Annotated in this window: 20 protein-coding genes; 12 read left to right on the top strand and 8 right to left on the bottom strand. The window is 69.5% G+C overall.

The window, feature by feature from the left end:
* Nucleotides 1-62: 62 nt before the first annotated feature.
* The gene (locus tag ACIRG5_RS02855; RefSeq protein WP_402899151.1) at nt 63-1082 is read left to right on the top strand and encodes a glycoside hydrolase family 5 protein; all 1020 of its coding nucleotides are present in this window, start codon (nt 63-65) and stop codon (nt 1080-1082) included.
* Here ACIRG5_RS02855 and ACIRG5_RS02860 read toward each other — a convergent pair.
* The 4 genes from ACIRG5_RS02860 to ACIRG5_RS02875 are packed head-to-tail and all read right to left on the bottom strand — an operon-like array spanning nt 1036 to nt 4680.
* A complete protein-coding gene (locus ACIRG5_RS02860) occupies nt 1036-2028 on the bottom strand; it encodes an acyltransferase family protein (RefSeq protein ID WP_402899153.1) in 993 nt (330 codons plus the stop codon). The genes ACIRG5_RS02855 and ACIRG5_RS02860 overlap by 47 nt on opposite strands.
* Nucleotides 2025-2978, bottom strand: a complete 954-nt coding sequence (locus ACIRG5_RS02865) for a D-alanine--D-alanine ligase (protein ID WP_402899156.1) — start codon at nt 2976-2978, stop codon at nt 2025-2027. The genes ACIRG5_RS02860 and ACIRG5_RS02865 overlap by 4 nt, the downstream gene beginning before the upstream one ends.
* Nucleotides 2975-4078 carry an alanine racemase gene (alr, locus tag ACIRG5_RS02870; protein WP_402899159.1) on the bottom strand — a complete coding sequence of 368 codons (1104 nt, stop codon included), beginning with the start codon at nt 4076-4078 and terminating at the stop codon, nt 2975-2977. The genes ACIRG5_RS02865 and alr overlap by 4 nt, the downstream gene beginning before the upstream one ends.
* Nucleotides 4063-4680 carry a M15 family metallopeptidase gene (locus tag ACIRG5_RS02875; RefSeq protein WP_402899161.1) on the bottom strand — a complete coding sequence of 206 codons (618 nt, stop codon included), beginning with the start codon at nt 4678-4680 and terminating at the stop codon, nt 4063-4065. The genes alr and ACIRG5_RS02875 overlap by 16 nt, the downstream gene beginning before the upstream one ends.
* 166 nt (nt 4681-4846) lie before the next feature.
* Between ACIRG5_RS02875 and ACIRG5_RS02880 the strand changes: the two genes are divergently transcribed.
* The 3 genes from ACIRG5_RS02880 to ACIRG5_RS02890 all read left to right on the top strand — a co-directional run bounded on the left by ACIRG5_RS02880 (nt 4847) and on the right by ACIRG5_RS02890 (nt 7177).
* Nucleotides 4847-5698 (top strand): NAD(+)/NADH kinase, encoded by an 852-nt coding sequence (locus ACIRG5_RS02880; RefSeq protein ID WP_402899163.1) that lies wholly within the window; start codon nt 4847-4849, stop codon nt 5696-5698.
* A complete protein-coding gene (locus ACIRG5_RS02885; protein ID WP_402899166.1) occupies nt 5695-6162 on the top strand; it encodes a GNAT family N-acetyltransferase in 468 nt (155 codons plus the stop codon). Before ACIRG5_RS02880 ends, ACIRG5_RS02885 begins: the two co-directional genes overlap by 4 nt.
* Before the next feature lie 67 nt (nt 6163-6229).
* Nucleotides 6230-7177, top strand: a complete 948-nt coding sequence (locus ACIRG5_RS02890; protein ID WP_402899168.1) for an alpha/beta fold hydrolase — start codon at nt 6230-6232, stop codon at nt 7175-7177.
* Here the strand turns inward: ACIRG5_RS02890 and ACIRG5_RS02895 are convergent.
* Nucleotides 7170-8549 (bottom strand): MFS transporter, encoded by a 1380-nt coding sequence (locus ACIRG5_RS02895; protein ID WP_402899171.1) that lies wholly within the window; start codon nt 8547-8549, stop codon nt 7170-7172. The two genes, ACIRG5_RS02890 and ACIRG5_RS02895, sit on opposite strands and share 8 nt — an antisense overlap.
* Nucleotides 8550-8666: 117 nt before the next feature.
* Here ACIRG5_RS02895 and ACIRG5_RS02900 point away from each other — a divergent pair, with 117 nt between their 5' ends.
* Nucleotides 8667-9317, top strand: coding sequence for a TetR/AcrR family transcriptional regulator (locus ACIRG5_RS02900; RefSeq protein WP_402899173.1), 651 nt, complete (start codon nt 8667-8669; stop codon nt 9315-9317).
* On the opposite strand, the gene ACIRG5_RS02905 is transcribed toward ACIRG5_RS02900, so the two are convergent.
* Nucleotides 9314-10456, bottom strand: a complete 1143-nt coding sequence (locus ACIRG5_RS02905; protein ID WP_402899176.1) for an epoxide hydrolase family protein — start codon at nt 10454-10456, stop codon at nt 9314-9316. The two genes, ACIRG5_RS02900 and ACIRG5_RS02905, sit on opposite strands and share 4 nt — an antisense overlap.
* A gap of 63 nt (nt 10457-10519) precedes the next feature.
* Here ACIRG5_RS02905 and ACIRG5_RS02910 point away from each other — a divergent pair, with 63 nt between their 5' ends.
* A complete protein-coding gene (locus tag ACIRG5_RS02910) occupies nt 10520-11470 on the top strand; it encodes a helix-turn-helix transcriptional regulator (protein ID WP_402900871.1) in 951 nt (316 codons plus the stop codon).
* On the opposite strand, the gene ACIRG5_RS02915 is transcribed toward ACIRG5_RS02910, so the two are convergent.
* The gene (locus ACIRG5_RS02915; protein ID WP_402899179.1) at nt 11467-12450 is read right to left on the bottom strand and encodes a helix-turn-helix domain-containing protein; all 984 of its coding nucleotides are present in this window, start codon (nt 12448-12450) and stop codon (nt 11467-11469) included. The two genes, ACIRG5_RS02910 and ACIRG5_RS02915, sit on opposite strands and share 4 nt — an antisense overlap.
* A 98-nt stretch (nt 12451-12548) precedes the next feature.
* Here ACIRG5_RS02915 and ACIRG5_RS02920 point away from each other — a divergent pair, with 98 nt between their 5' ends.
* Nucleotides 12549-13511, top strand: a complete 963-nt coding sequence (locus tag ACIRG5_RS02920) for an alpha/beta hydrolase (RefSeq protein WP_402899182.1) — start codon at nt 12549-12551, stop codon at nt 13509-13511.
* Here the strand turns inward: ACIRG5_RS02920 and ACIRG5_RS02925 are convergent.
* Nucleotides 13495-15552, bottom strand: coding sequence for a cellulase family glycosylhydrolase (locus ACIRG5_RS02925; RefSeq protein ID WP_402899185.1), 2058 nt, complete (start codon nt 15550-15552; stop codon nt 13495-13497). The two genes, ACIRG5_RS02920 and ACIRG5_RS02925, sit on opposite strands and share 17 nt — an antisense overlap.
* 220 nt (nt 15553-15772) lie before the next feature.
* Between ACIRG5_RS02925 and ACIRG5_RS02930 the strand changes: the two genes are divergently transcribed.
* The 5 genes from ACIRG5_RS02930 (at nt 15773) to ACIRG5_RS02950 (ending at nt 22978) form a co-directional block, all read left to right on the top strand.
* Nucleotides 15773-18415 (top strand): glycoside hydrolase family 9 protein, encoded by a 2643-nt coding sequence (locus ACIRG5_RS02930; protein ID WP_402899188.1) that lies wholly within the window; start codon nt 15773-15775, stop codon nt 18413-18415.
* A gap of 113 nt (nt 18416-18528) precedes the next feature.
* Nucleotides 18529-19551 (top strand): LacI family DNA-binding transcriptional regulator, encoded by a 1023-nt coding sequence (locus tag ACIRG5_RS02935; protein WP_402899191.1) that lies wholly within the window; start codon nt 18529-18531, stop codon nt 19549-19551.
* A gap of 375 nt (nt 19552-19926) precedes the next feature.
* Nucleotides 19927-21207, top strand: coding sequence for an extracellular solute-binding protein (locus tag ACIRG5_RS02940; RefSeq protein WP_402899194.1), 1281 nt, complete (start codon nt 19927-19929; stop codon nt 21205-21207).
* On the top strand, nt 21207-22166 hold the full coding sequence (locus tag ACIRG5_RS02945; RefSeq protein WP_402899196.1) for a carbohydrate ABC transporter permease: 960 nt from the start codon (nt 21207-21209) through the stop codon (nt 22164-22166). The genes ACIRG5_RS02940 and ACIRG5_RS02945 overlap by 1 nt, the downstream gene beginning before the upstream one ends.
* Complete coding sequence (locus tag ACIRG5_RS02950) at nt 22163-22978, top strand: carbohydrate ABC transporter permease (RefSeq protein WP_402899199.1); 816 nt, start codon at nt 22163-22165, stop codon at nt 22976-22978. The genes ACIRG5_RS02945 and ACIRG5_RS02950 overlap by 4 nt, the downstream gene beginning before the upstream one ends.

Here is a 22978-nt window from a genome sequence, read left to right on the forward strand (position 1 = left end):
GTTCCCGCTCCGGCACCGTATCGACCCGAACGGTTCTAGCCGATCTTGAGAGGGGACTTCTCGTGAAGCTGAGACAGGTGGTCTTCGGGTTATCCACCGCGGTCGTGCTGCTGCTGGGCGGTGTGCCCGCGAGCGCTGCCGCACCGGCACGGCTCTCGGTGTCCGGGGCGGACGTGGTCGATCCGGCCGGGAACCCGATCGTGCTGCGGGGCTACAACTGGGGGCAGTGGGGCACGGTCCAGCCGCAGGACCCGGCCGACAACGTGGCGGCGGGCGCGAACTCGGTGCGGATCCCGTTGCGCTGGTGGGGTGAGTGGAAGGACGGCGTCGACAGCCGCGATCCGGACCCCACGAACCTCAGCCACATCAAGGCGGGGCATCTGACGTTGCTCGACCAGACCGTCGAACAGGCGAGCGCCGCGGGCATGTGGATCACGCTGTTCGTGGACTCGGACTACGGGCAGGGCGCGGGTGGGCGCCCTGACAACTTCTGGACGAACGCCGCGATGAAGCAGGAGTTCAAGGAGGTGTGGCAGTTCCTCGCGCGCCGCTACAAGACCAAGGCGTTCATGGGGGCGTACGAGATCCTGCCGGAGCCCAAGCCGGTCGGGGTGAACGACGCCGGGGTGAAGGCGTTCTACGACGAGATGATCAGCGTGCTGCGCGGGATCGACCGCAGGACCCCGATCGTCGTGGGACCCAACGACAACTACAGCTGCGCCCACCTCGAAGGCGCGTACACGACGATCGACCCGAAGGTCGTCTACACCTGCAACTACTTCATCTTCGCCGAGCCGCTCAACCGGATCGGGCAGATCACCGGGTTCCGGGAAGCCCACCACGTGCCGGTCTGGATCAACCAGGTCGGCATCGAGAGCGGAGACGACGACGCGAAGTCGAAGGCCCGCAAGGTTCTGGGGGCCTTCGACGACAACGGCATCGGCTGGGCGTGGTGGACCTACCGGATCAGCGGCACGAACCCGGACACGCACGGCATCTACTACGCCGACCCCTCCGAACCGGACGGGTGGCACCTCAAGCCGGCCTGGCTCGCTCTGGTGAACGGCTACCTCGCCGCATGACCGGTTCCTCGACGTAACGCCAGCTGAGCGCCGCCGCCACGATCGTGAGCACCGCCGCGATCGGCCCGGCGGCGGCGCCCAGCTCCGGCCGCAGCCACAGCGTCAGCGGGTAGTTCCACAGGTAGGCGCCGTAGGACAGGGTGCCGAGCGCCACCAGCGGGCGGATCGGCGTCGCCACCTGCTCCCACTTCGACCAGACCAGCAGCAGGACGGACGTGCAGGCCGCGATCGCCGGGCCCGCCACGAGGTAGGTCAGCGCGTGGCCTCTCAAAGGCACCACCGACAGCACCGCGAGACCGGTCAGGGCGATCGGCACGGCCCAGCGCGGCGCGGTGGTCAGCTTCAGCCTGGTGGCGGCGCCGATCACGAAGCACACGAACCACGACGTCGGCAGCGCGTAGGCGTTGTCGGCGTTCGGCCACAGCCAGACGAGCGTCGCCGTGCAGGCCGCGAGCGCGCCCAGTGCCGTGACGACCAGAACCGCGCCGGTCCGGTTGCGCACCCAGGCGAACGCCAGCAACGCGGGCCACAGCAGGTAGAACTGTTCCTCGGTCGCGAGCGTCCAGCCGTGGAACGCCGCCGGACTGACTCCGCTGACGGGCAGGTTGCCGGTGAACGTCACCAGCACGACCACGGTCCTGAGCAGCTTGTCGCGCTCCCCCAACGGGTCGAACACGAGGGTGACGATCGCGAAGATCAGGGTGAGCGCCAGCAACGCGGGCAGCAGCCTTCGCGCCCGGCGCAGGTAGAACCGTTTGAAGTCGACGCGTCCGGTGTTCGTCAGCTCTCGCTGCAGAACGCCGGTGATCAGGTAGCCGCTGAGCGTGAAGAACACGACCACACCGACCACGCCCGCACCGGGGAACGCGTCAGGGAACGCGTGGCGCAGCATCACCAGCAGAATCGCGATGCCGCGCAACACGTCCAGCCCGGCGATCCGCTTCACCGCATCGCTCCCCGGACGAGCTTGTCCAGCAGGTCCGAATAGGACAGTCCGGCGGCCGCGAACATCTTGGGCACCTGCGACTCCGCCGTCATGCCCGGCATGGTGTTGACCTCGTTGAGCACCAGGCCGTCCTGGGTGAGGAAGAAGTCGACCCGCGCCAGTCCACGGCAGCCGAGCGCCTCGTAGACCCTCAACGCCGCGTCTTCGAGCGCTTTGAGCTCCGTGTCCGCCAACGGGGCCGGAATCACGAACTTCGCGCTGCCGTCGTACTTCACGGCCGTGTCGAAGAGTCCGGGCACCTGGATCTCCAGTGGTGGCCCGGTCCTGCGACCCTCCTCCGGGTCGTCCAGGACCGCGATGTCGATCTCCCGGCCGTCCAGGACCTCCTCGACCAGCACGCGGTCGTCCAGTTCCAGCGCGTGGCGCACGGCCGGTTCGAGATCCTCCTCGCGCTCGACGAGCTTCACCCCGAAACTCGATCCCGCCGCCACCGGCTTCACCACGACAGGACCGGTGAAGTCCACAGTGGACGCATTGGTGACGAGCACGCCCTTCGCCGTGCGGACCCCGACGGCCTCGGCGACGAGCTTGGTGGCCCACTTGTCCATCGCGAGCGCACCGGCGCGCAGCGGTGAGCCCACGTACGGCACGCCCGCCAGTTCGCACAGGCCCGCCAGCGTGCCGTCCTCGCCCAGCGGCCCGTGGACCAGCGGCAACACGACGTCGCAGGTCGCGATCACGTCGAGCGCGGCGGCGAGGCTGCCGGACGTCAGCGTGTCGAGCACCTGGCCGTTCTGGCCGTACCACCGGCCGTCGCGGCCGATCGTGAGCGCCACGGCCTCGTACTTCGCCGGGTCGAGCGCCTCGCGCACCGACGCCGCCGACGCCACGGAGACGTCGTGCTCGCAGTTCTGCCCGCCACCGATCACGGCGACGCGGATCCCCCTCATCGAACGTTCCTCCGCACCCTCGCCCCGATGCCCGTCACGATCTCGTGCGGGATCGTTCCCGCCCACCGAGCCCAGTCCCCCGCCGTCGGCTCGCCGTCGTCCCCCGGCCCGAACACCACCGCCTCGTCCCCCGGTTCCACCACGTCGTCCCCGACGTCGACCACGACCTGGTCCATCGAGATCACCCCGGCGACCGGCCGGCGCCGTCCCGCCAGCCACACCTCAGCCCGCGTGGACGCGTTGCGCGGCAAGCCATCCGCATAGCCCACCGGCAGCAACGCCAGCGTCGTCGCGCGTTCCGTCACGTACGCGTGCCCGTAGCCGACGCCGGTTCCCGCGGCGACCCGGCGCACCTGGACCACCGGCGCCGTGAACCGCAACGCGGAGCGCAGCCGGGTGGTCCCGGACGGGTCGATCCCCACCAGCCCGGCCCCGATCCGGACGACGTCCAGATGGGTGCCGGGGTCCGTCAGCGCGGCGCTCGTGGCCGCGAGGTGCCGCACGGACGGCCGCAGTCCCGCCTGGCGCGCCATCGCGACTCCCCGCAGCAACGCCCGCTTCCCTGTCTCATTCGCTCCAGGAATGTCGGCACAAGGCAGATGTCCCATCACTCCGACGACCGAGACCCTCCCGGCCAGTTCCGCGCGACGTGCCGCCGACATCAGCGACAGCCAGGTCTCCGGCGCGGCCCCGTCCCGCGCCATTCCCGTGTCCAGTTGGAGGTGCACGCGCACCCCGGCCTCCATCGCGGCGAGGTGGCCGAGACTCGGCACGCTCAGGTCGATCCCGTACCGGACCGCTGTCCGCACGTCGGCGTCCACCTGGTTGAGCCAGCTCAGCACCGGAACGTCCACACCGGACTCCCGCACCTGCACGGCCTCGGCCAGGGACGTGACCCCGATCCAGGTGGCGCCCGCGGCCACCGCCGTGCGGGCGACGTCGCCCAGCCCGTGCCCGAACCCGTCCGCCTTCACCACCGCCATGACGCCACCCCGGGCCAGCGAGACGAACCGCCTCGTGTTGGCGGCCACCGCGGCGAGGTCGACCGAGAGCGACGGCCCGGCCGAAACCTGACGCAGGCTCGTCACGCGCGCGCCCACGCAGGCACCTCCACTGGTCCGTAGACGGCGTGGTCGGCCCCGGTCAGCAACGCCCAGTAGCGGTCGCCGTAGGACCAGTGCCACCACTCGGTCGGATAGTTGATCAGGCCGGCCGCACTCAGCGCGTCGGCCAGCACCGTCCGGTTGCGACGGGCCTCGTCGTCGACCGGCGCCGCGAAGAAGCAGGCGCCGTCGCTCTCCTCGGGAGTGGCGTCGACCGCCGTGCCCATCCACAGCTCGGCACCCGACGTCGTGACCAGCGTCAGGTCGACCGCGGCACCCGCGACGTGCGGCGCGACGGCCAGCGGAGCCACGAACCGGCTCGACAACCGGCCGAGTTCGACGGCATCGGCCGCGGGGTGCAGTTCGAGCAACTCGGCCGTGTACCGCTCGATGATCGCGCTCTGGTCGTCGATGCTGCGATGTCCCTCGATCACCCGGAGGTCCACACCGGACGGAAGCAGCGCGCGGGCCACGTCGAGCCGCCGCGCGAGCCCTTCCCGCACCCACACTCCGGGTGCGCAGTCCAATGGCACCAAAGGATCCCCGTTGTCGAGCACGCGGACGGCGCGCACGACCGGATCGGCTAGCAGGATGGTCATGCAGCCAACCTAGGAACGGGCGTCCACTCCGGACTCCTCCTCGCGGTCACGCCCGCCCGCCGAACGGCCGGTTCGCAGGCGTGCGGATCAGCCGTTCGGACGAGGGGCGCACGTCCGCCCGGAATTCGGCAGACTGGCGTCGTGACCCGACAGAGGACGAACTGACGTGCACGCCGCCGGCCTGGTGCTGCACCCGCAACGAGACTCCGCCGCCGCCGTCGAGGCGGTCCTCGGCTGGGCGACCCTCCGCGGTGTCGAGATCCTCGGCATCTCCGACGAGATCCAGCGCCTGCGCTGCGAGGCCACCCCGGTCACCGCGGAGGAACTGGGCCGCCGCGCCGACCTGCTCGTGAGCCTCGGCGGCGACGGCACGATGCTGCGCGCCATGCGCATGGCCGACGGCGAACGAGCCCCGGTCCTCGGCGTCAACCTGGGCAAACTCGGCTTCCTGGCCGAGGTCGACGTCCCGGACCTGCCCGCGGCCCTCAGCGCCATCGACGCCCACGACTTCACCGTCGAACCCCGCCTCGCCGTCGACGCGCACTTCAACGACCAGAAGGTCACCGCGTTCAACGACATCGCCGTCGTCCGCATCCCCGGCGAGGGCAGCGCCCGCGTCGCCGTCCGGGTGGCCGGCCAGCCGTTCGTGAGCTACGCCGCCGACGCCGTCATCGTCGCCACCCCGACCGGTTCCACCGCCTACAGCTTCTCCGCGGGCGGCCCGATCACCAGCCCGTCCGTCGAGGCCCTGCTCGTCACCCCGGCCGCCCCGCACTCCGCCTACAGCCGGGGCATCGTGCTGTCGGTGAACGACCACGTCGAACTGGACCTGCTCCCGTCCAGCGGTCGCCTGGCGGTCGAGGTGGACGGCATGGTCGCGGGTTACGTCGAACCGGGCCAGCGGGTGTCGTTGCGCGGCAGGGCCGGCGCCGCTCGGGTGGTGCGGCTCGGGATGACGACGTTCTACCAGCGGGCTCGCCGCAAGCTGCGGCTCACGGACAGCGCCGAACTCGGGTGAGGCTGCGCGAGTGGACCGTCGAGGACGCGGCCTGGTACGCGGAAGCCACCAGGGATCCGGAGGTCCAGCGCTACACGACCGACCCGCCCACGATCACCGAGGCACAGGTCGCCGACGCGATCAGGTCGTTGTCCACCAACCCCGCCACCGCGTCGTTCTGCATCGAGGACGCGGGTGAACGCTGCGGCAACGTGGCCGCCGACTTCGAGGACGGCGTCGGCCACGTGTCGTACCTCGTGGCCGCTCACGCACGCGGCCGGGGACTGGCGACCAGGGCGCTCACCGAGTTCGTCGCGTGGATCCTCGCCCATCGCACCGTCGGCGAGCTCAGGTTGTGCCGGGACGACATCGGCTCCCGCAAGGCCGCCGAACGCGCCGGGTTCGTCCGCGATCCCGCCCGCGACGAGGACCGGGAGATCAAGGGCGGCATCTGGCCGACGGTCGCCTACCACCTCGTTCCCTGATCTCCAGTCGTGCTCGAGCGCCGCTTGTTCGGATGTCCGCGCCGAGCAACGGATGGGGGCAAGGGACATGGAGCTGAACAGGCGCAGAGTGTTCGCGCTGGGTGCGGGCGCCGCGCTCGCCGCGGGAGCCGGGACCGCCGGTGCGGACGCCGAGAGGAAGGTCGCCGAGCCGGACCTCCCCGGTTTCAAGCACAACTACGCGCAGGTCAACGGGGTGCGCCTGCACTACGTCACGGGCGGCAAGGGCGAGCCGCTCGTGCTGCTGGCGGGATGGCCGCAGACCTGGTGGCTGTACAACAAGATCCTGCCCGCGCTCGCCGCGAGGTTCCGGGTCATCGCGGTCGACATGCGCGGGCAGGGCGGCTCGGACAAGCCGGCCGGCGGGTACGACAAGAAGACGATGGCGACGGACCTGCGCGAGCTCGTCAAGAAGCTCGGGTACGACAAGGTCAACGTCGTCGGGCACGACCTGGGCAGCATGGTCGCGTTCTCGTTCGCGGCCAACTTCCCCAACGCGACGAAGAAGGTCGCGTTCATGGACGTGCTGCACCCCGACGAGAGCTTCTACCAGATCCCGCTGCTGCCCCCGCCCGGCGTGTTCAGCGTGTGGTGGTTCGCGTTCAACCAGGTCATGGGGCTGCCGGAGCAGCTGCTGGCCGGGCGGTTCCGATACCTGATCGACTGGCTGTTCGCGAACACCGCGTTCACGCCGTCCGCCATCGACGAACGCTCGCGGCGGATCTACGCGCAGAACTACAACTCGGCGGACGCCATCCGCGCCAGCAACGGCTGGTACCAGGCGTTCCACCAGGACATCGCGGACGGCAGGACGTACGCCAAGCTCGTGCCGCCGGTGCTGGGCCTGGCCTCGATCTCGTCCTACGACCAGTTCCTCGGGGCGCTGCCGAACGTCGCGAACCAGTTCGAGGTCGTGCGCGTCGACGGGTCCGGCCACTGGCTCGCCGAGGAGCAGCCGGACTTCGTCACGGGCGAGATCGTCCGGTTCTTCAGCTGACCTGCCTCACCGGACGTGCCGAGGGGATGAACGCCGCGACCACGACTGCCAGCAGCGCGGTCGCGGCGCCCAGGCCCAGGATGAGCTGGAAGCTGAACGGCGGGCCCACCTGCGTGAGCACCACACCCGCCACCGCGCTCGACACCGACGTGCCGATCGCGCGCATCAACGCGTTGAGGCTGTTGGCGGCGGCGGTCTCCGACGTCGGCACGGCACCCATGATCAGGGCGGGCATGGCGCCGTAGCCCAGGCCGATGCCGGCACCGATCACGGCCGAGATGATGACGAGCTGCCACACCGCGGTCAGCATGAAGATCCCCGCGCCGTAACCGAAAGCGACCACGAGCGTGCCGAGGATCAGCGTGGTGCGCGGGCCCCGCGCGTTCGAGATCCGCGCGGCGATCGGTGACGTCGCCATCATGACCAGTCCGGACGGCACCAGCACCAGGCCCGTGACCAGCAGCGACTGCCCGAGGCCGTGGCCAGTGGAGACCGGCAGCTGCAACACCTGCGGCAGCACCAGGGACTGCGCGAACATGGCGAACGCGAACACCAGCGACGAGATGTTGGTCAGCAGCACCTGACGCCGGGCCGTGGTGCGCAGGTCGACCAGCGGCCGCGGTGACCGCAGCTCCCACCAGCCCCACAGCCCGAGCACGGCCGCCGCCACGACGAACAGGCCCGTGACCGTGCCGCCGCTCCACAGGGACGCCTTCGACACCCCGAGCAGCAGGCAGACCAGCGCGACCGACAGGCCTGCCGCGCCGAGGACGTCGAACCGCCCGCCGCTGCGGACCGGTGACTCGGGCACGCAGACCAGCACCGCGGCCAGCACCAGGGTGCCCACGCCCGCCGACGTCCAGAACAGCATGTGCCAGTCGGTCTGCTCGACCAGGATCGCCGCCGCAGGCAGGCCGAGCGCACCGCCGACGCCGAGCGAGGCGCTCATCAGCGCGGTCGCCCCTGCCAGCCGTTCCACCGGCAGTTCGTCCCGCATGATGCTGATGCCGAGCGGGATGACACCCACCGCCAGCCCCTGCACCACGCGTCCGATGACGAGCGGCACCAGCGAGTAGCTCAGCGCGGCGATCACCGAGCCGGCGACCAGCAGGATCAGGCTGACGAGGAGCATGCGGCGCTTGCCGTACATGTCACCGAGCCGGCCGACGACGGGGGTCGCGACTGCGCCGGCCAGCAGCGTCGCCGTGATCACCCAGGTGGTGTCGCCCGGCGACGAGTTCAGCAGTGCCGGGAACCTCGGCAGAAGCGGGATGACCAGGGTCTGCATCAGCGCGACCGTGATGCCGCCCAGTGCGAGGACTGCCACGACGACGTTCGGACGGGTCACCGGAGGCGTTTCTTCGAGGAGCACGTCACCGAGTCTAAGTCAGTCACTTGACTTAATCTGGAGTGGGCGGGCATCTTGAACGGCCCGCGCGAAGGATGTCCGCGATGTCCGGAGCAGCTCCCGGTGGAAGATGGTGACGTGATGAGCAAGGTCGACAACCCGACGAGGGCCGAACGGGCGCACGCCACCCGTGAGCTGATCCTGACCGCCGCGGAGCGCCTGTTCGCCGAGCACGGCGTGCTGGCGGTGTCGAACCGCCAGGTCAGCGAGGCGGCGGGCCAGGGCAACAACACGGCCGTCGGCTACCACTTCGGCACCAAGGCCGACCTCGTCCGGGCCATCGCCCGCAAGCACCTGGCGCAGGTCGAGGAGATCCGGCAGCGCATGGTCTCCGAGCTCGGCGACTCCCCCGGCATCCGGGACTGGCTCAGCTGCCTCGTCCGCCCGGTCACCGAGCACCTGGACGCGGTCGGCAGCCCCACCTGGTTCGCCCGCTTCGGCGCGCAGGTCATGACCGACCCGACGCTGCGGCCGATCATCATCGAGGAGACGCGCTCGTCACCGTCGCAGGTGCGCATCCTGGCCGGCCTGAACGCGTGCCTGGCCGACCTGCCGGACGACGTGCGCGCCGAACGCCACGACATGGCCCGCCAGCTGCTGGTGCACATGATCGCCGAACGCGAGCGCGCCCTGGCCGACGACACCCCGACCCCGCGCGCCAGCTGGCACGACACCGCGACGGGCCTGGTGGACGCCCTGGTGGGTCTGTGGCGGGCGCCCGTCAGCGGTTAGGAAACACCGCGGAAGAAGGTGCGGATGTCGTCCGCGAGCAGCTTCGGCTCCTCCATCGCGGGGAAGTGACCGCCCTCGGCGAACTCGCTCCAGTGGCCGATCGCCTTCCACGGGTCCATCGCGCGCCGCACGAGCGGGTGGGTGTCGAACACGGCCCATCCCGACGGCACGCCGGCGGCCAAGACCAGGTCGAGTCCGGAGTGCTCCGACTCGTAGTAGAACTGCGCGCTCGACGCGCCGCTGCGGGTGAACCAGTACAGGCTGACGTTCGTGAGGAGCTGGTCGCGGTCGACCGTCTCGTCCGGCGTCCGGTAGCCGCCGCCGGTCCTGGTCCTGAACTTCTCCGCGATCCACGCGAGCTGGCCGACCGGCGAGTCGGTGAGCGCCGCGCCGATCGTGTCGGGACGGTGGTCCTGCATCAGCAGATACCCGCGATCGGCCGCGTCCTCGGCGCGCACAGCCTCGATCTGGGCGATCTCGTCGTCGGACAGGCCGTCGGGGAAGGGGAACTTGTCGCCGAGAAACCCGAGCAGCCGGGGGTCGACGCCGATGTGCGTGCCGATGACGCGTTCGGGGTGGATCGCCGCCAGCCGGCCGGTGGTGCCCGAGCCGACATCGGTGCCGTGGGCCCCGAACCTCTCGTAGCCCAGACGCGTCATGATCTCGGCGTAGGCCTCCGTCGTCCGCGCCAGCTCCCAGCCGGTCCCCGACAGCGGGGTGGAGAACCCGAAACCGGGCAGGGCCGGGATGACCACGTGGAACTCGTCGGTCAGCAGCGGGACGAGGCGCTGGTAGTCGACGAACAATCCGGGCCAGCCGTGGTTCAGGACCAGCGGGGTGGCCTCCGGGTTCGCCGATCGAACGTGGACGACGTGGAACGTCTGGCCGTCGACGACCGTCGTGAACTGGTCGTGCTCGTTGAGCTTCGCCTCCTGCGCACGCCAGTCGAATCCGTCGCGCCAGTACTCGGCGAGCTCCTTCAGGTACACCGGCGGGATGCCGCGGCTGAAGTCGCTGCGATCGTCGCGGCCCGGTACGGGGATCGGCCAGCGCGTGCGTGCCAGCCGGTCGCGCAGGTCGTCGACGTCCGCCTGCGGGATGTCGACGCGGAACGGCGTGAGTGCGTTGTTCTCGTTCATGGCACTGACGTTTTCAGGTAATGCGGCAGGTTGGCTTCCGCAATTGCTGGAATGATCGAGAACATGCTGGAGACCTCGGCCCGTCTGCTCGAACTGCTGTCGTTGCTGCAGCTCAAGCGCGACTGGACGAGCACCGAACTCGCCGGCCGGCTCGACGTCAGCACGAGGACCGTGCGCGCCGACGTCGGCAAGCTGCGGTCGCTCGGTTATCCCGTGCAGGCACGCCCTGGCGTCGCGGGCGGCTATCGGCTGGCCGCCGGGACGGCGATGCCCCCGCTGCTGCTCGACGACGACGAGGCCGTCGCCGTCGCGGTCGGACTGGGTGCGGTCGCGACCCAGCGGCTCGGGGTCGAGGAGACGTCGCTGACCGCGCTCGCGAAGCTGGAGCAGGTGCTGCCCTCGCGGCTGCGTCGGCGTGTGGAGGCGGTGCGCGAGGCGACGAGCGTTGTTCCAGGGGCCGGCCCGCCGCTCGACGTCTCGGTGCTCGGCGCGGTCGCCGCCGCGATCCGCGGCCACGAACGGCTCCGGTTCGGGTACACGAAGCCTGGGGCTGAGGAAGAGCCGCGCCACACCGAACCACAACGGCTGGTGAGCTGGGGAGCGCTCTGGTACCTGCTCGCGTGGGATCTCGACCGTGACGACTGGCGGGTCTTCCGCGTCGACCGCATGGTCGCGCACGCACCGACGGGTGCGCGGTTCCGGCCGCGGGTGGTCCCGGAGGACGATGCCGTCGAGTACGTCCTCGGACGCGTCAGCAAGGGGGCCTCGAGGTACCGCGCCCTGGTACTCGTGCACGCGCCCGCCGCCAAGGTCGCCGCGAAGATCCAGATCCCGGTCGGCATCGAGGCGGTCGACGAGTCCACGTGCCGGGTCGAGGTGGGTTCCGACGACCCGGACCGGGTCGCGCTGTGGATGGCCCAGCTCGACCTCGACGTCGAGGTGATCGACGGAGACGAACTCGCGGCGGCGTTCGACCGCCTCGCGACGAGGTTCCGCCGTGCGGCGGGGACCTAGGGCGTGTCCCGCAGGCGCCGCAACATCAACGCCAGGTGGAGCCGGAACCGGCCGGCCGAGTCGAGTTCGAACCCGAGCACCGACTCGGCTCGGGCGAGTCGGACGGTCATCGTGCTGTGGTGCCGGTGCAGCACCGCAGCGGCCTTGCGGACCGAACCGGTGGCGCACAACGCGTCCAACATCGTGATCATGCCCGGCTCCGCGGCCAGCCGGTCGAGCGCGCGCACGTCCGGCAGCGCCGCGATGTCGGCGGAATCGAGCTGTTCGGCGAGAAGTGCCAGCCCGCCGAGCCTTTCCCACCACACCACCGGTTCGCTGTCCGACGTGTACCGCAACGCCGTCCGCGCGGCGTGCCAGGACCGCGCCGCCTCGATCGCGGGCAGCAGCGGCCCGACGCCGAGACGCCCGTCCATGTCAGGGACCTCGGTGCTCAGCACCGCCCGCACGTTGCCCAGCAGCACCGACCGGCCCGGCACGTCTCCGTTCGCCGCCAGCACGCGCAACGGTGCCGTGGCGGCGATGCCGAGCAGGTGCAGGGCGCGGGATCGTTCCGCTGTGCCAACGCTTTCGGACAACACCAGTTCCACCAACGCCGGATCGCCCAGCTCCGGCAGCGGCACGCTGGAGTGCTCCAGCAGCACGGCGGCGGCGATCGCGAACCGTTCCAGCAACATGTCGTCCAACGGGGCGGGCGTGCCCTCGCGCGCCACCCACACCTGCACGCCGCCTTCGAGAGCACGGACGGCGGCGCGCGCGGGCACCGGTCCCGCCGTGACGGCACCACCGGCGTCGGCCCGCAGCGCCAGGCCCTGTCCTGGCGCGCTCAGCCCGACCGGGCACCCGGCCAGTTCGGACGTGCTGCGCACCAACGCGTCCAGGCCCGCGCGCTCGGTGATCAGGCGATCGAAGAACCCGATCACCCTCACCGCGCTCTCGGCGTCGGCGTCCAGCCCGGACAACCTCAGCAGCAGGCCTCGCATCACGTCACCATAGCCCCGACAGGTGGCTGGCCGGGTGCCCGAATCTCCCGCCACGTGTCGGCTGTCCACGCCGTCGTCCCACCCCTGAGGATCAGTGCATGAGCTACAACGTCGATCCCGAACTGCTGCCTTGGCTCGACATGCTGCCGTTGGTGGCCCTGCCCGACTACGAAGCACTGCAGGCGGCGCGCGGCCAGCAGTCACAACTGAGCGATCTCATGCCGGCCTACGAACCGGCGAACCCGATCGACATCCGGGACCTCACGGTGCCCGGCCCGTCCGACGCCCCGGACGTGCCCGTGCGCGTCTACAGCCCGGCGAACCGCCAGGGCCTGGTGCCAGGACTCGTCTACGTCCACGGCGGCGGGTTCGTCCTCGGCGACCTCGACACGTTCCACGCCCATGTCCTGCGCCTGGCCGACGAACTGGGCATCGTCATCGTGTCGGTGGACTACCGGCTCGCGCCCGAGCACCCCTTCCCCGCTCCGGTCGAGGACTGCTACGCGGCGCTGAAGTGGACCGCCGAGAAGGCGGGCGAGCTGGGCATCGACCCCGCACGACTCGGCATCGGCGGCGAGAGCGCGGGTGGCGGCCTCACCGCCGGCACCGTGCTGATGGCACGCGACCGTGGCGGCCCCGAGCTGTGCTTCCAGTTCCTCGGCATCCCCGAGCTCGACGATCGGCTCGGCACCGAGTCCATGACCGACTACGTCGACACCCCGATCTGGAACCGCCCCAACGCCGTCTACAGCTGGACGGCCTACCTCGGCACCGAACCGGGAGGGGACGACGTCTCGCCCTACGCCGCTCCCGCCAGGGCGGCAGACCTCCGCGGCCTGCCGCCGACGTTCGTGTCGACGTGCCAGTTCGACCCGTTGCGCGACGAGGGTGTCGAATACGCGCGCCGCCTCGCACACGCCGGCGTGCCGGTCGAGCTGCACCTCTACCCCGGCACGTTCCACGGTTCGTCGATGGTGGCGAGCGCTGAGATCTCAGCCCGGATGTTCGCCGACGAGATCGAGGCGCTGCGGCGCGGCCTGAAGGTCACAGGCTCCCCGTGACCGCACCGCCCGACCTGGTGACGTAGTAGGTGACGGTGGCGCCACTCCAGTAGTGGAACGTCAGCGTCACCCGCGCGTTGTCGTTGACCTCGGCGAAGAACTCCGGCGTGAGCGTCGTGGCACCGGTGGTGTAGTTCGGCGCGAACGCCCGGTCGAACTCCTTGAAGGAAGTCCAGTTGTGCGGGCCGGCGTTCGACCCGTCCGCGTACTTCGCCTCCATCGTGGCGAGCAGGTCGCCGCGGAAGGTGGTCGGGATCGAGAACGCGGCGGTCGTGCCGGTCGCGGCGGACAGCACCGGAACGTCGTGGGTGATCAGGTTGATCCGCCACGGCACGCCCGCCGAGAAACTCGCCGTGAGGACGGCGTTCGTGCCGTAGCTCCGTGATCCGCTCAGCCGGGTCATCGCCGCCGCGGTCAGCGTGAGCTGGTCGCCCGCGATCGTGTAGTCGGTGCCGCGCACCAGTTCCGTCGTGCCCTGGCGCAGGCCGGTGAACGTGGTTCCGTTGGTGTTCAACGTGATCGTCTTGGCGGTGACGGCACTCGACCGGGCGCTGAACACCTGGTCGCTCGACGCCGTGCCGGAACGGGTGACCCAGCTCGACCTGATCTGCGCGATCAGCTCGGGATCGCTCCACTGGAACGAGGTGCGGCCCAGGTGCTGGCCGTTGTCCCACAGCATGGTCGTGATCTTCTTGGTGCGCGCGTAGTAGCCGAGGTGCTCGAAGAACTTCAGCTTCTCGCCCTGTTCGATCGTGCCGGTGTGCCGGTCGAATCCGAGCAGGCCGTACTCGCCGAGGATCACCGGGACGCCGCGTGCGACGAAGGTGTTGTAGACGCGGTCGAACGAGTCGGTGAGGTCCTTCTGCGCGGTCGCGTCGTAGCGCGTGCCGCCGGCGACGTTCACGCTGAACGGCCAGTAGCCGTAGTAGTGGAAGGTCGCGATCAGGTTGGGGTCGTTGAACCCGCTGATCGACGTCGCCAGCTCGTCGAGCCGCGCCTGGTCGGACGACGTGTGCAGGGTGGGCAGTACCAGGAGACGGCTCGCGTTGTTGCCACCGGACCGCCGCACGATGTCGCGGAACGACGAGTTCAGCTCGTGCAACAGCTGAGCGCTCTGGGCGTCACCCGAACTGCCGGTGAACTGAGGCTCGTTCACGCTCTCGAACACGAGCTTTCCCGGCGAGTCCTTGAAAGCGGCTGCCAGCTGCGTCCAGATCGCGTTGTAACGGCTGAGCACGCCGGTCCTGTTGGACGGCATGGCCGAGATCCACTGCCACGAGTCGTGGTGGATGTTGATCATCACCTGGAGGTCGTCGGCCAGCGCCCAGCCGACGACCTCCTTGACACGACTCAGGTACGCCGCCTCGATCGTGTGGTCGGACGCCTGGTGCTGGCCCCACGTGACAGGGATGCGAATGCTCTTGAAGCCCTGCGCCTTCACGTTGTCCAGCAAGGCTTCCGTGACGCGCGGGTTGCCCCAGGACGTCTCGTCGCTCCCGGTCGCGTCCAGCGAGTTGCCGAGGTTCCACCCCGGTTGCATCGCCGCCACCTGCGCCATCGCGTCGCCCGGCACGGGATTTCCCGTGGTGGTGGTCGTGGTCGTGGTCGTGGTCGTCGTCGTGGGCGTGCCGGGACTTCCGGTGCAGGTGACCCCGTTGAGAGCGAACGACGCCGGGGCGGTGTTGGCGCCCGACCAGCTGCCGTTGAAGCCGAACGAGACCTTGGCGTTCGGCTCGATCACCTTGTTGTAGCCCGCATCCGCGGCCGTGACCTGGCTGCCTGACGACGTGACGGTCGCGTTCCAGGCCTGCGTCACCTGCTGGCCGGACGGCCACGTCCAGGTCAGCCGCCAGCCGTCGACCCGGTCGCCGACGTTGGTCACGGACACGTTCGCGGTGAACCCGCCCTGCCACTGGCTCGGTACCGCGTAGTCCACCTTGCAGCCCTGCGCGGCCGCGGCGGGAGCCACGACCGCCAGGCCGATGCTCGCGGCCACCGACACGAACGCCGCCGTAAGCGCGACGATGCGCCTTCCGGTCATGCCACCCACCTCCACGGCCTGGGAGCGTTCCCAGTTCGGAGCCGGACTGTAACCAGCATCAACACGCTCGAAAAGTGAGCCGTCGAACTGTGGTCGATGTGCCGTCGAACGAGTACGGACCCCTGTCGGAGCGCTTTCATGACCGTTACAGTCCGAAACCTGGGAGCGCTCCCAGACACAGTCCGTACCCCTGTCATCGGAGGCTGACGTGCACCGTCGCATGTCGAGAGCTGTGGCAGCCGTCCTCGTCGCGCTGCTCGCGGGGATGGTCGGCCCACTGGCGCCACCATCGGCCGCCGCACCCGCGTTCAACTACGCGGAGGCGTTGCAGAAGTCGGTCTGGTTCTACGACGCCCAGCGGTCGGGGGCATTGCCCGCGAGCAACCGCGTGAGCTGGCGTGCGGACTCGGCCCTGCGCGACGGCTCCGACGTCGGACTCGATCTGTCGGGCGGCTTCTACGACGCCGGCGACCACGTCAAGTTCGGGCTGCCCTTCGCGTTCAGCGTGTCGATGCTCGCCTGGGGAGCCATGGAGAACCGGGCCGCCTACGCCGGTTCCGGCCAGCTGCCGCACCTCCTGGCGAACCTGAGGCACGGCACGGACTGGATCATCAAGGCGCACCCGTCCCCGAACGTCGTCTACGGGCAGGTCGGCGCGGGCAACCCCGACCACGCCTGGTGGGGATCGGCGGAGGTCATGCCGATGGCCCGACCGTCGTACAAAGTGGACAGTTCGTGTCCCGGCTCCGACCTCGCGGGCGAGTACGCGGCGGCGATGGCGTCGGCGTCGATGGTCTTCAAGGACACCGACCCCACCTACGCGGCGACTCTGCTCACGCACGCCAAGCAGCTCTACAGCTTCGCGGACACCTATCGCGGCAAGTACAGCTCGTGCATCACGGACGCCGCGAACTACTACAACTCCTGGAGCGGCTACCAGGACGAGCTCGTCTGGGGTGCGATCTGGCTGCACCGCGCCACCGGTGACGCGAGCTACCTGACCAAGGCGAAGACGGAGTACCAGAAGCTCGGCACCGAACCGCAGAGCTCCGAACGCTCCTACAAGTGGACCATCGCGTGGGACGACAAGTCCTACGGCGCCTACGTCCTGATGGCCAAGCTCACCGGCGAGCAGACGTACATCACCGACGCCAACCGCTGGCTGGACTTCTGGACCACCGGCTACAACGGCAACCGCGTGCGCTACTCCCCCGGCGGCCAGGCGGTGCTCGACAGCTGGGGATCGCTGCGCTACGCCGCCAACACCGCGTTCGCCGCCCTGACCTACTCCGACTGGCTGTCCACTCGCGACAGCGCTAGAGCGAGGACCTACCACGACTTCGGCGTGCGGCAGGTCAACTACGCCCTCGGCGACAACCCGCGCAACTCCAGCTACGTCATCGGCTTCGGCACCAACCCGCCGCGCAACCCGCACCACCGCACCGCGCACGGTTCGTGGGCCGACAGCATCCAGGAACCGACGACCAGCAGGCACGTGCTCTACGGCGCGTTGGTCGGCGGTCCCAGCACCAACAACGACGCCTACACCGACAGCCGCAGCGACTACGTCATGAACGAGGTCGCGCTCGACTACAACGCCGGTTTCACCGGTGCGCTCGCCCGCCTGTACGGGGAGTTCGGCGGCACCCCGCTCTCGAACTTCCCGGTGGCCGAGACGCCGGACGGCCCCGAGCTCACCGTCCAGGCGTCGGTGAACCAGAGCGCCGCGCAGTTCACCGAGATCAAGGCGTTCGTGCTCAACAAGAGCGCGTGGCCCGCGCGGACGTTCAACGGCACGCTGCGCTACTACTTCACGCTCGACGGCGCCACCACACCGAGCCAGATCACCGTCACCACGAACTACAACCAGTGCGGCACACCGAGTGCGCCGGCGCAGTACCGCGGCGCGGTGTACTACGTGGAGATCCCGTGCCCCGGCGTGGCTCCGGCCGGGCAGTCCGCGTTCCGCAAGGAGGTCCAGTTCCGCATCGCCAGCACCGGCACGTGGGACCCGGCCAACGACTGGTCCCACGCCGGTCTGGGCAGCGGCAACACCGTCGCCCAGACCGACAGGATCGTGCTGCGCCAGGACGGCAGGACGCTGTGGGGCAACGAACCCGGCGGCGTGGTCGAGGACAGCGAGGCACCGTCGGTCCCGGGTGGACTGACCGCCTCCGGCGCCACCGCCACCGGCGTCACGCTGAGCTGGACGGCGTCGACCGACAACGTCGGAGTCGCCGGATACGACGTGCTCAACGGAACCACGGTCGTCGGCACGACGACCACGACCAGCCTGCAGGTCACCGGGCTGACTCCGGACACGCCGTACTCGTTCTCCGTGCGCGCAAGAGACGCGGCGGGCAACGTCTCCGCGGCCGGCACCTCGGTCGCCACGCGCACGCTCCCCGGCACCGCGAGCACGCTCTCGGTGCAGCACAAGGGATCCGGCGCGGCCACGTCGAACCAGATCGGCGCCACGCTCCAGCTGACGAACCGGGGCACCTCACCGGTCAGCCTGGCCACCACGACGATCAGGTACTGGTTCACCGGCGAGGCGCCGGCAGCGACGTACCAGACCTGGTGCGACTGGGCGCAGATCGGGTGCGCCGGCGTCCAGGTGCGGGTGGTCAAGCTCACGACCGCACGTGCGGGAGCCGACGCGTACCTGGAGGTGTCCTTCACCTCCGGCAGCCTCGCCGCGGGCGCGAGCACGGGCGAGATACAGGTGAGGATCGCGAAGTCCGATTGGTCCACTTTCGTCCAGTCCGACGACCACAGCTACCGGATCAGCAGTGCTCTCACCGACTTCGACAGGGTGACCGCCCACACCAGTGGCGCCCTCGCGTGGGGTGCCGAGCCCTGACGACTTCGGGGCGGGACGTTCTGCGCGGCAGGCGTCCCGCTCCGACCCCAGCCGCGTTCATGACACAGCGTCGTGCCATGAACGCGCTCTCACAGGCCTCTACGATGAACGTCATGACGGAGATCGACCGGCAACGACGGCCCGGCCCCCGGATCGAGGAGGTCGCCCGACTGGCCGGGGTGTCCAAGTCCACGGTCTCCAGGGTGATCAACGACGAGCCGTACGTGAGTGCCAGGGCCCGTGACGCCGTGCACACGGCGATCACCCACCTGAAGTACAGCCCGAACCAGGCCGCCCGCTCCCTCGCGGGCAGCAAGGCGAACGCCATCGCGCTGATCGTCTCCGAGCAGAGTGGCCGGGTTCTCGGCGACCCGTTCTTCGCCGGGGTGCTGCGCGGGGTGCACGCCGAACTGACCGGGCGGCAGATCCAGCTGCTGCTCATGCTCAGCCAGCCGGAGGACCACGACGACCTCCTCGGCTACCTGGCGAGCGGCCACGTCGACGGCGCGTTGCTGGTGAGCCTGCACGGCGACGACCCGCTGCCGCGCCGGCTGCAGGAGATCGGCCTGCCGGTCGTCGCGGGCGGACGCCCCCTGGGCTCCGGCTCGGTCCCGTTCGTCGACTCGGACAACTTCACCGGCGGCCTGGACGCGGTGCGGCACCTGGTCTCACTGGGACGCACCAGGATCGCGACCGTCGCGGGCCCGCGCGACATGGCGGCGGGCCTCGACCGGCTCAGCGGCTGGCGGCGCGGGCTCGGCGAGGCGAGGCTGCCCGCCGACCTCGTCGCGGAGGCCGACTTCACGCCGGAGAGCGGCGCTCGCGCGATGAGCGACCTGCTCGACCGCGCACCCGACGTCGACGCGGTGTTCGTCGCCGCCGACATCATCGCCCTGGGCGTGCTGCAGGTGCTGCACGCACGCGGCAAGCGCGTCCCGGAGGACGTGGCGGTCGTCGGGTTCGACGACTCGCTGCTCGCGTCCACCGCCACTCCCCCGCTCACCACCGTCCGGCAGGACGTCGAGCAGCTCGGCCGCACGATGACGTGGCGGCTGCTGGGCGAGCTGGCCGGCGAGGACGGCCTTCCGCCGTCGCTCTTGCTGCCGACTTCTCTGGTGTTTCGCGCGAGCGCTTGAAGCCCGCTGAAGTCCGGTGCGCGGAGAGTCGCGCTTGCGGTGGTTGCCGCAGATGCGGCCGGACGGCCCGCACACCGGTACCTCCGGATGCCGCCCCGAACCCGGCTGTCGCGGACCGGACTTCGGCGCGGGCTCTGACGCTTTGCGTGCCGGGCTCAGCACGCAGTGTTAACCCTTCGGACATATTTCCGGGAACGCTCCCAGGTTTCCCAACCGTGACCTGAGTCATGAATGACGAGGTCACCCGGTCGAGTGACGTCGAAAACGCCTGGTGTGGGCCGAAGTGTGTCTTGACACACGTTCGAAGCCAGTACGACACTCCCCTGCATCTGGGAGCGCTCCCAGAACCGCCGCCGAGACCAGAGGAGTTCTCCCGTGCGACACCGTTGGATCAGCGTGCTGATCTGTGCCGCCGTGTCCGCCGCCGCCACCACCGCGTGCGGATCAGGTGGGGCCAGCCAGTCCTCAGACGGAAACACCGAACTCACGATCGCGACGTTCAACGAGTTCGGCTACGAAGACCTGTTCAAGGAGTACGAGGCGGCCCACCCGGACGTCAAGATCACCCAGCGCAAGACCGGCCAGGGTCAGCCGCACCACCAGAACCTGTTCACCAAGCTGGGTGCGGGATCCGGCCTCGCGGACATCGAGGGCGTCGAAGAGGGCTACCTCAGCCAGTTCATGTCGAAGGCCGGGCAGTTCAACGATCTCAAGGAGATCGGCCCGAAGGTCGAGGACGACCGCTGGCTGAAGTGGAAGACCGAGGCGGTCACCACCAAGGACGGCAAGCTCATGGGCTACGGGACCGACATCGGCCCGCTGGCCATGTGCTACCGCAAGGACCTGTTCGACAAGGCCGGTCTGCCGTCCGACCCCGAGGGCGTCAAGGCGCTCTTCGCCACCTGGGACAGCTACTTCGCCGCCGGTGACCAGTTCATCGCCAAGGTTCCGGGTGTCGCCTGGTTCGACAGCGCCGCACAGGTCTACAACGCGATGCACAACCAGCTCGAGACGGGCTACTACGACAAGTCCGACAAGCTGGTCGTCGACACCAACGCCGCCATCAAGGCCAACTGGACCACGGTGACCGCCGCCGTCGGCAAGGGGCAGTCGGCCCGGCTCGCCGCGTTCAGCAACGAGTGGAACACCGGCTTCAAGCTCGGCAAGTTCGCCACCAAGACCTGCCCGTCGTGGATGCTCGGCGTGGTCGAGTCGCAGGCCGGCCCGGAGAACAAGGGCCAGTGGGCGGTCACCGACGCGTTCCCGAACGGTGGCGGCAACTGGGGCGGCTCGTACCTGACCGTGCCGAAGCAGAGCAAGAACGCGAAGAAGGCCGCCGAGCTCGCCGCCTGGCTGACCGCTCCGGAACAGCAGATCAAGGCGTTCAAGGCCAAGGGCACGTTCCCGAGCCAGACGAAGGCGCTCGACGCTCCGGAACTGCTGGAGCAGACCAACGCCTACTTCGGTGACGTGAAGGCCGGCGCGCTGTTCGCCACGCAGGCCAAGAAGATCAAGGCAGCGCAGTACAAGGGTCCGGCCGACGGCCAGATCCAGGAGACGGTGTTCAGCCCGGCGCTGCAGTCGGTCGAGCAGGGCAAGAACGCCGACGAGGCCTGGACGACCGCCGTCGAAGGCGCGAAGAAGGCGGCCAAGTAGTGACGGCCACTCTCTCCAAGGTTGACCGCGGGCGAGCGCAGGAGACTCGCCCGCGGCCTCCGCGGCGGTACCGGCTGTCCAATCTGGACACGAAGGCGTCGCCGTACCTCTTCGTCGCACCGTTCTTCGTGCTCTTCGGGGCCATCGGGCTGTTCCCGTTGCTCTACACGGCCTACGTCTCCCTGTTCGACTGGGAGGTCGGCGCCGACGAGCCGCTGTTCATCGGTCTGGAGAACTACCGGACGCTGTTCGAGGACGACCAGTTCTGGAACGCGCTGTTCAACACCTTCAGCATCTTCGTGCTCTCCAGCGGCCCGCAGATCGTCGTCGCCGTGGCCCTGGCAGCGTTGCTGAACGCGAACCTGCGGGCCCGCACCGGGTGGCGGATGGGCGTGCTGCTGCCCTACGTCGCCTCGCTGGTCGCGTTGACGATCATCTTCGGCAACCTGTTCGGCCCGCAGTACGGCCTGGTGAACGACGTGCTCACGCTGCTCGGCATCGGCCCGATCGACTGGCAGGCCAGCACGTTCGGCAGTCATGTCGCCATCGCGTCGATGGTCAACTGGCGGTGGACCGGCTACAACGCGCTGATCGTCCTCGCCGCGATGCAGGCGATCCCCCGTGACGTCTACGAGGCCGCGCTGGTGGACGGCGCGAGCGCGCTGCGGCGGTTCTTCAGCATCACGCTCCCGTTGCTGAAGCCGACGCTGATCTTCGTGGTCGTCACCTCGACCATCGGCGGTCTGCAGATCTTCACCGAGCCGAAGTTGTTCGAGCCCTCGGGCGGTAGCGGCGGCGGCACCGAGCACCAGTACCAGACCGTCGTGCTCTACCTGTACCAGTCCGCGTTCCAGGGCCTCGACCTCGGCTACGCCTCCGCCATCGCGTGGGTGCTGTTCATGATCGTGATCGCCGTGGCGGGCCTCAACTTCTTCATCACCAGGAGGGCCGTCCGATGATGAAACGACCGTCCTTCGCGATCTACGGGATCCTCGGCGCGTTCGTGCTCGGCTCCGCGTTCCCGTTCTACTGGTCGTTCCTGGTGGCCAGCCGGGACAACTCGGTGCTGACAGGGGACTTCACGCTGATCCCCGGCGGCAACTTCTGGACCAACGCCACGCGCGTGTTCGACACGATCCCGTTCTGGAAGGCCCTGGGCAACAGCTTCCTCGTGTCCGGCACCGTGACGTTCTCGGTGGTGCTGCTGTCGACGCTGGCCGGGTTCGCCTTCGCCAAGCTGAAGTTCCGCGGCCGGGGCGTGCTGTTCCTGTTCGTCGTGGCAACGTTGGCAGTGCCGACCCAGCTCGGGATCATCCCGCTGTACATGGCGATGGCCGAGTTCGGCTGGGCCGGCGAACTCGAAGCCGTGATCGTGCCGAACCTCGTCACCGCGTTCGGCGTGTTCTGGATGCGCCAGTACCTGCTCGACGCCATTCCGGACGAGCTCGTCGAGGCGGCGCGGATGGACGGCTGCAGCCTGTGGCGTGCGTTCTGGCACGTCGCGCTGCCCGCCGCCCGGCCGGCCGCCGCGATGCTCGGCGTGTTCACGTTCATGCAGTCCTGGAACGACTTCCTGTGGCCGCTGGTCGTGCTCAACGCCGACAACCCGACCCTCCAGGTCGCACTGGAGAAGCTGCAGAGCGGCTACTACGTCGACTACTCGCTCGTCCTCGCCGGAACCACGCTCGCGACGGTTCCGGTGCTCATCGTGTTCCTCGTACTCGGGCGGCAGATCGTCGCCGGTGTCATGCAGGGCGCCGTCAAGGGGTGA

The organism is Lentzea sp. NPDC102401 (assembly GCF_044765805.1).
Taxonomy (GTDB): domain Bacteria; phylum Actinomycetota; class Actinomycetes; order Mycobacteriales; family Pseudonocardiaceae; genus Lentzea; species Lentzea sokolovensis.